This window comes from Mesorhizobium sp. ORS 3428 (genome assembly GCF_001854785.1).
Lineage (GTDB): Bacteria > Pseudomonadota > Alphaproteobacteria > Rhizobiales > Rhizobiaceae > Mesorhizobium.
In genome coordinates, this window is sequence record NZ_MDFL01000027.1 from 1 (window position 1) to 7,208 (window position 7,208).

A 7,208-nucleotide genomic window follows, 5' to 3' on the forward strand; every position below is an offset into this window, starting at 1 on the left:
CAATCATCAATATGAGTTCCGTCACTGCGCGCATCGCGCTGCCGAATCACGTGCCATACTGTACGTCAAAAGGTGGGATAGAGACACTTACGAAGGTCATGGCGCTTTCCCTTGCACCTTACGGCATCCGAGCGAACGCGATCGGTCCGGGCTCGATCAGAACGGACCTGTCCATGCCCTTTGCCACAGACCCGATCATGAGGCATCGGCTGTTGTCGCGTACCCCTCTCGGGCGCATCGCCGAACCGGAGGAAATCGCCTCAATTGCAACCTTCCTCGCATCCAAGGAAGCGAGCTACATCACCGGTGAGACGATTTTTGCTGACGGCGGGCGTCTTGCGCTGAATTACACAGTACCGGTCRTGGAGTCCTGAACCAAGCCGCTCGCGGCGCCGCTGYGCGCCCAGGCGCGTGAGACGACGAGTAGCCTTTTGCCACAACAAACTGCGCCGGCTCACCGTGCCGGCAACCTGAGGGCAATTCTATCTGCACCCCGTTCGATCATCTGGCCATCCCTATGGGGCACGAGCTGCGGCGCATACAGGCGACAACGAAGCAAACCCGGACGGTCCGCCCAGGACCAGACCAAGAACCAGGAGGAAAGCGTGACGAATCAAAACTACCAGACGACCAAAGTCGCCGTGATCGTGGGGGCGACATCGAAATGGCAATCGGACGGCAGCAGAACCGTCTCTTTGGCTGGCGGCAAGATTTCCGATGCGGACGTGCCCCTCGGCATCCGCTGGGGCATCGGTGGCGCGATTGCGCAGAAGTTTGCAGCCGAGGGGTATACGGTAGCCCTTACCACCCGCCACCGGGACAATGCCGCGGCACTGGCGGCAGCAATCAGCGATCAGGGCGGCCGGGCGATTATCGCCGAGCTCGACCTCACGAGCCGCGAGTCAATCGCCGAGGCTTTCGAAATGATCCGCAAGCAGGCTGGCGAACCGGAAGTCGTCATCTATAACGCTGGCTATGCCAGCGGGCGGGAACTACCTCCCGAGAAAGAACTGATTGAGAATCTGCCCGACGAGGTGTTCGAGACGGCCATAGACATCGCTTGCAGGGGACCATACCTGGTCGCCAAGGAAATTCTTCCAGCAATGCGCAAGAGCGGAAACGGATCCTATTTCCTGACCAACAACCACAACAGCTTGCACGGAACAAAGCGGAAAACGGGGGAATCGCTCTACTACCCACGGGTCATGATGCGCACTCTGGCTCAGGTGTTGACCGAAGAATATTCGCCGTTGGGGGTCCATATCGCCAACATAGTCGTTGACGGTATGATCGACTCTCCCGGAACTCGGGCCCACGGTGAGGCCATGTATAAAGACACGGGTGAAATTATGCTGGACCCCACGCGAATTGCGGAAGCGTACTATTACTTGCACACCCAGCATCCAAGTTGCTGGACACACGAAGTTCAGCTGACTCCCTACAATCGCCCGGTCACCCGTTGACCGTCCGCCATGGCAACACGATAACGAGAGCTCAAGCGGGGCGGCCTGCGGCGAAGCCGTTGCCTTTGACGAAAACTCCAGTGTGTTTACATGCGCCAGCGGAGATCCGTCGAAAGTGGGCGGCGTTCGGCTTGATCCAAGGCACCTAGACTGGTTGTCGAAATCACTGCAATATTGCGAATTATGCGAAATTCACATCTTCGGAGATTCGAAGCTTGACTGACACGACGCATTTGAGCTCCGAAACCGCTTCGGAGGCCTTGTCGGGCAACACGCTCGAGAAGGTCTTGGGTCTTCTCGGTCTTTTTACGCCGACACGCCCCGCCTTGACGGCTGAAAAGATGGCAGCGGTCGTTGGGTGCTCGATGGCGACGATCTACCGCTATGTGAAGGTACTGACCAACGCGGGATTGCTCGCCCCTGCTGCCGGAGGGACATATGTGCTCGGAGCGCGCATCATCGAACTCGATCGGCAGATTAGACTCGGTGATCCGTTGCTGGCCGCAAGCCGAGATCCGATGGTCGAATTGTCACGGCGCGTTGGAGAAAACCTGCTGTTGTGCAGTTTTTACRGCAACAACGTCGTGTGCATTCATGAAGAGTGGCCTGACCCTAGCTATAGGACAAGTTACGACCGCGGAAGGCCGATGCCACTTTTCCGGGGCGCAGCATCGAAAGTTATTCTTGCCAATTTGCCACCGCATAAGCTTCGCGATCTCATGCTGAAGCATGCTGAGCAAATCACATCGGCAGGGCTCGGGCCTAACTGGAACGCGTTTAAGTCCAAATTGCGCGAGTTGCRCAAGGCAGGTTATTGCACAGCAGCTGAGGAAGTCGATCCGGGGCTGGCGGCCATAGCAATCCCGTTATTTGACGGCAGCGWTCAGATCTTGGGTTCTCTTTCCATTACCCAGACACTGGAGCGGTTCAAGAGTCAGCCGTTGGACAAGAAGCTCGCACTTCTGCGCGAGACAGCGGCCAAGATCACCGAGAGCCTGGAGGATCAGGCAAGCAGGTTTTCCGCCTAGTCTGCGAATACCTGATTTGTCTGCGATCACACATTGAGGGCGAAACCTGGTCCCTCTACGTCTGGGCGCCACCGGCGCCGTGTTTCCATCCGTTTTTTGCCGACGCTTTGCGGCGCGGCTCGCTCAGCTGAGACGAGTATCAAACCGGAATGACGGCAAGCGTTGATTGGCCCTCACCGTCGGCGRCACCCGAGTGCTTGCGCTTGCCGCAGGCCTTCTACAGTTCCGGCACCAGCACCAAAATATGAGAAAATACAATAAATTCTCTTATTAAGGGGATTGACATATAAATCTCATAGTGGGAATTTCGACTGAAACGCGAAGCAGGAGAATAGGGGAAGCCTAAGCGTTAGCCAATCGTGCAGGCAATCTCTGGGTCGATCAGTTCTGGGAGGAACGATGTCAGAACAAAAAGAGAAGAGCCCGAACGTCCACTGCGATATGTATGGCGGCGTATATTTCTTTGCCGAGCGCGAGCGCGATGACTTCATCCTGGCRCAGCTTGTCATTGCCGCCATATGTGTACTGGTGACGCTAGCTTACTTGTTAATACTTTAACCTAACGCATTCCGCTACCTGCTAAAGGTCGCGGCCATGAGAACAGGCGGCTGAACTTACCTTTGCCAGGCCTCGAGGTGGGGCTCACGGATCGAGAGCCGGCCGGGCGACACCGCAATAGTTCGCTTCAGCACCCACCTTGTTCCATTTGTTGAGAATTCGATCTCAAGGCTATGCGCGAGGGAGAAATGGCTTCGCCTGTTTATGACTGTGTTCCCTTTTCCTGCCTGGAATGGGTTCACTACGATCTGCGGCAGAATGAACGTGGAGGACCGCCACATGGGCGTCATCGTTGGCAGTGGCGATTATACATATCGGGTCGTGGAGGGGTGGGAGAAACTGCCGCCGGGATGGGAATTGGGCGACGTGGCGGCTGTCGGAGTGGACCAACGCGATCGCGTGTATGTATTCAATCGAGGCGAACATCCGATGTGCGTGTTCGACCGCAACGGCGAATTCATCACTTCCTGGGGTGAGGACATCTTCCGGCGTGCACATGGCATACATATGGGCCCGGACGACACCATCTATTGCACTGATGACGGGGATCACACCGTTCGCAAGTGCACGCTCGACGGCAAGGTTCTGCTGGAAATCGGTATTCCAGGGCGTCCATCGGCCTTCATGAGCGGGCTTCCGTTCAGCCGTTGCACTCATACAGCCCTCTCGCCCGACAACGACATTTATGTCTCCGACGGCTACTCCAATGCGCGCGTGCACAAATACTCTCCAGACGGCAAGCTTATGCGGTCCTGGGGCGAACCCGGCTGCATGCCGGGACAATTCAACTTGCCGCACAATATCTGTTGCGACGCAGACGGCTGGGTCTATGTAGCGGATCGGGAAAATCATCGGGTGCAAGTATTCGATGGCAACGGCAAGTTCGAAACGCAGTGGCACAACTTGCATCGGCCGAGCGGCCTCTTTATGCCGGCCGGCAAATGCCCGATCTGCTATATCGGTGAGATTGGTCCGCAACTCGCCTTTAATCGAGGCGCTCCCAATCTTGGTCCCCGCATCACCATCGTTGATAACAGCGGCAAGCTTCTGGCGCGGCTTGGCAATGAACCGACCACAGGGCTGAAGCCTGGTCAGTTTATCGCTCCGCATGGCCTAACGGTGGACTCAATTGGTGACATCTATGTCGCCGAGGTTTCGGTGACCGCTTGGCCGTTGCTTTTCCCAGGGGAGCCGGTACCTAAACCGCTGCGCACGCTACAGAAATTCGTGAAAGTTTCTCCGGGAACGACCTCATAAACCATCTAGCGCCAGCAACGCCCGCGCACATCGATGCGTGACCAACACTTCTTCCATTGGCCAACTCTCCGCGTCCTTGCGTTATTTGGGTCTAGCGCGCTTCGGTATGCGATAGCCTGGTATTTCGCCTTGGCTCGCCATCCCGCGCAACCACGTCGCTGATGTGATCTATTGCTAGAGGAGAGGCTCTGCTCCGAGGCCAAGTAAAAAAGAAACCGGCAAATCCGGCCATCAAATCTCATTGCTAACGTTTGGGGGACCCATGAACTTTGCACGTGTCGCGGCGGATCTATATGGCGCCGCAATGGTCAGCGCTGCCTTTGCGGTGTTACCCTTCAAAGATGAAGAAGGGAAAGCCGTTTGACCATTATTTTCCCGCTCAATCCCGTTCCGGCTTGGGGTACTATAAACAGTATAGTCCGCCTGCAAGCTCCGGTAGCTTGCCCTGGCATTGGATCGCTCTCTGATCGTCACTTCATCCTAGAGACGATACATCGCTACTGCTGGGGTTACGATGAACGCCGTGAGGATGTGATCGCCGCGTGCCTTACAGCCACTGCGGTCTTTAGTGGGTCGGTCGCCGGCAATTTCGTCGTGGGCCCTTATGAAGGTCGCACGCGCATCTTGCAATGGCTCAAAACCCTTTGGGAGACTCAGGCCGACCAGCGTCGCCACTGCATGATGAACATTTTGGTCGACGATCTCAGCGGATTGAGTGCTGTCGTCCTCGCCTCGCTATTTCTCACTGGCGCCGAAAATGGCCTTGCCCGAGTGATAGCAACTGGCTTCTACCGCTTCCAGATGGCTAACGAAGAAGGGGTCTGGCGGATCGCCGATATCTACGCGGGACTCGATACGGGAATCTGAACGTCGCGGTCCGCGTCGCGTGTGCCGATGCTGGGCGCCGCAAGCCTGCCAGGCATAGGTCAGGCCGTCCTCGATGCTGCCGGCGACGTACTTACCGCCTCGGTTTCTAGGTCAAACGCGGATCATCTTACGGGCAAATTTATCTGATAACAAGAATTGACTGAATAATCAGATAGTGCGAATTTGTGGAATGCGCAAAGTTCACGAACTGGCGCCGCTGCCACTACGAGTTTCAGGCCGCCTCTTGGCGCGCCGCACGGAGGTTGAATCATGCTGCAGAAAACCAGCCACTACATGCGCCAGGCTAACCTGATTGGAGGAGAGTGGGTGCAAGCCGATTCCGGCGCGACCATCAACGTGACCAATCCGGCCACCACGCTGTTGATCGGCACAGTGCCGAAGTCTGGCCAGTCAGAAACCAGACGCGCCATCGAGGCCGCCGAGGCTGCATTCCATGGCTGGAAGAAGACTTCGGCATTTGAGCGCTCCAAGCTCCTGCGCAAGCTGCATGATTCCATCATGGATAATCAGGACGCGCTTGCCGAACTGCTGACGATGGAGCAGGGCAAGTCGCTGGCCGAGGCCAAGGGCGAGGTCGGCCTTTCGGCTGCGTACGTGCTATGGTTCGCCGAAGAGGCGCGCCGCACTTACGGCGATGTCGTACCGTCGCCATGGGTCGACCGCCGCATACTGGTGACCAAGGAGCCGGTCGGCGTTGTCGCGGCCGTTACGCCGTGGAATTTCCCGTCGGCAATGCTTTCGCGCAAAATTGCGCCAGCGCTGGCTGCTGGCTGTACTGCAGTGATCAAGCCGGCTTCGCAAACGCCTTATTCGGGCCTCGCTTGGGGCGCGCTCTGCGAGGAAGCTGGTTTTCCGAAAGGGGTCGTCAACATCGTTACCGGTTCGGCCGCCGAGATCGGCGACGAACTCTGCTCCAATCCGCTTGTCAGGAAGCTCACATTCACCGGATCAACCGAAGTCGGAAAGATCCTGATGGCGAAGTGTGCCGGGACGGTTAAGAAGGTGTCGATGGAACTTGGCGGCAATGCTCCCTTCATCGTCTTTGACGATGCCGATCTCGACCGGGCGGTCGAAGGAGCCATGATTGCCAAGTATCGCAACTCCGGCCAGACCTGTGTGTGTGCAAACCGGTTCTTCGTGCAGGCCGGCATCTACGCCGCGTTCGTCGAAAAGCTGGCGGTGGCAAGTGAGAAGTTGAAGGTCGGGCCGGGACTGGAAGCGGGCACGCAGCAAGGCCCCCTCATTGACGAAAATGCGGTCAAGAAGGTCGAGCAGTTCGTTAGGGACGCCACGTCGAAAGGCGCAAAGGTGGTGTCTGGCGGCAAGCGGCATCCGTTGGGCGGCACCTTCTTTCAGCCGACCGTGATAGCGGCCGCCACCCCCGACATGATGTTCATGAAGGAGGAGATTTTTGGCCCTGTCGCTCCAGTTTTCAAATTTGACACCGAGGAAGAGGCGGTCCGTCTCGCGAATGAAACCGAGTTCGGCTTGGCAGCTTACTTCTACAGCAGCAATCTTGGCCGCGCCGTTCGCGTCATGGAGGGGCTCAAATACGGGATGGTCGCCGTCAATGAAGGGTTGATGACCACCGTCGAGGCTCCATTCGGCGGCGTCAAGGAATCCGGTCTCGGCCGCGAGGGGGGCCACCAAGGCATTGAGGACTATCTCGACACCAAATACGTCTGTCTTGGTGGCTTAGGCATCTGAGCCGGCCTCAACCTTTCGGCGGCAGCCGGTTTTCTCAGCGGTGAGGCTTCGACGCTGGCTGCCCGGTGCTGCGAGCGTATTGGCGAAAGCAAGAAAAGAGCCGGCGGATCTGTCTAAACTAGGCTCGGCTCGGCGGGGTTTCGCGTCGGCCGAGCTGCCCTGGTCTGGCCGAGGTCGTTGGCGACAGGAAGGTGTACAGATGGGCGGCGGGGTCTTCTTTCTTTCGGGCGTGCGTACCGCGATAGGCGCATTTGGTGGCAGCCTGAAAGACATGTCGCCCACTCGACTGGGCGCCGCGGTGGGGGCC

General features: G+C 57.6%; 6 protein-coding genes. All 6 read left to right on the top strand.

Going from position 1 to position 7,208, the window contains the following annotated elements; all coding sequences use genetic code 11:
• Window positions 1–374, top strand: a 374-nt coding sequence (locus ORS3428_RS05260; RefSeq protein ID WP_122984373.1) for an SDR family NAD(P)-dependent oxidoreductase, incomplete at its 5' end; no start/stop codon positions are given.
• A 231-nt stretch (window positions 375–605) separates the two neighbouring features.
• A complete protein-coding gene (locus tag ORS3428_RS05265) occupies window positions 606–1,463 on the top strand; it encodes an SDR family oxidoreductase (RefSeq protein ID WP_040986139.1) in 858 nt (285 codons plus the stop codon).
• Window positions 1,464–1,678: 215 nt separating this feature from the next.
• On the top strand, window positions 1,679–2,491 hold the full coding sequence (locus tag ORS3428_RS05270; RefSeq protein ID WP_083354996.1) for an IclR family transcriptional regulator: 813 nt from the start codon (window positions 1,679–1,681) through the stop codon (window positions 2,489–2,491).
• An 837-nt stretch (window positions 2,492–3,328) separates the two neighbouring features.
• Window positions 3,329–4,306: a peptidyl-alpha-hydroxyglycine alpha-amidating lyase family protein gene (locus ORS3428_RS05275; RefSeq protein ID WP_040986137.1), complete on the top strand. Its 978-nt coding sequence runs from the start codon at window positions 3,329–3,331 to the stop codon at window positions 4,304–4,306.
• A 360-nt stretch (window positions 4,307–4,666) separates the two neighbouring features.
• Window positions 4,667–5,173 carry a nuclear transport factor 2 family protein gene (locus ORS3428_RS05280; RefSeq protein WP_082037192.1) on the top strand — a complete coding sequence of 169 codons (507 nt, stop codon included), beginning with the start codon at window positions 4,667–4,669 and terminating at the stop codon, window positions 5,171–5,173.
• A 270-nt stretch (window positions 5,174–5,443) separates the two neighbouring features.
• The gene (locus ORS3428_RS05285) at window positions 5,444–6,901 is read left to right on the top strand and encodes an NAD-dependent succinate-semialdehyde dehydrogenase (protein WP_040985507.1); all 1,458 of its coding nucleotides are present in this window, start codon (window positions 5,444–5,446) and stop codon (window positions 6,899–6,901) included.
• Window positions 6,902–7,208: the final 307 nt, after the last annotated feature.

Excerpts from the sequence above, each read along its gene's own strand:
- ORS3428_RS05275 (WP_040986137.1), top strand. The coding sequence starts at position 3,329 with ATGGGCGTCATCGTTGGCAGTGGCGATTATACATATCGGGTCGTGGAG.
- ORS3428_RS05285 (WP_040985507.1), top strand. The coding sequence starts at position 5,444 with ATGCTGCAGAAAACCAGCCACTACATGCGCCAGGCTAACCTGATTGGA.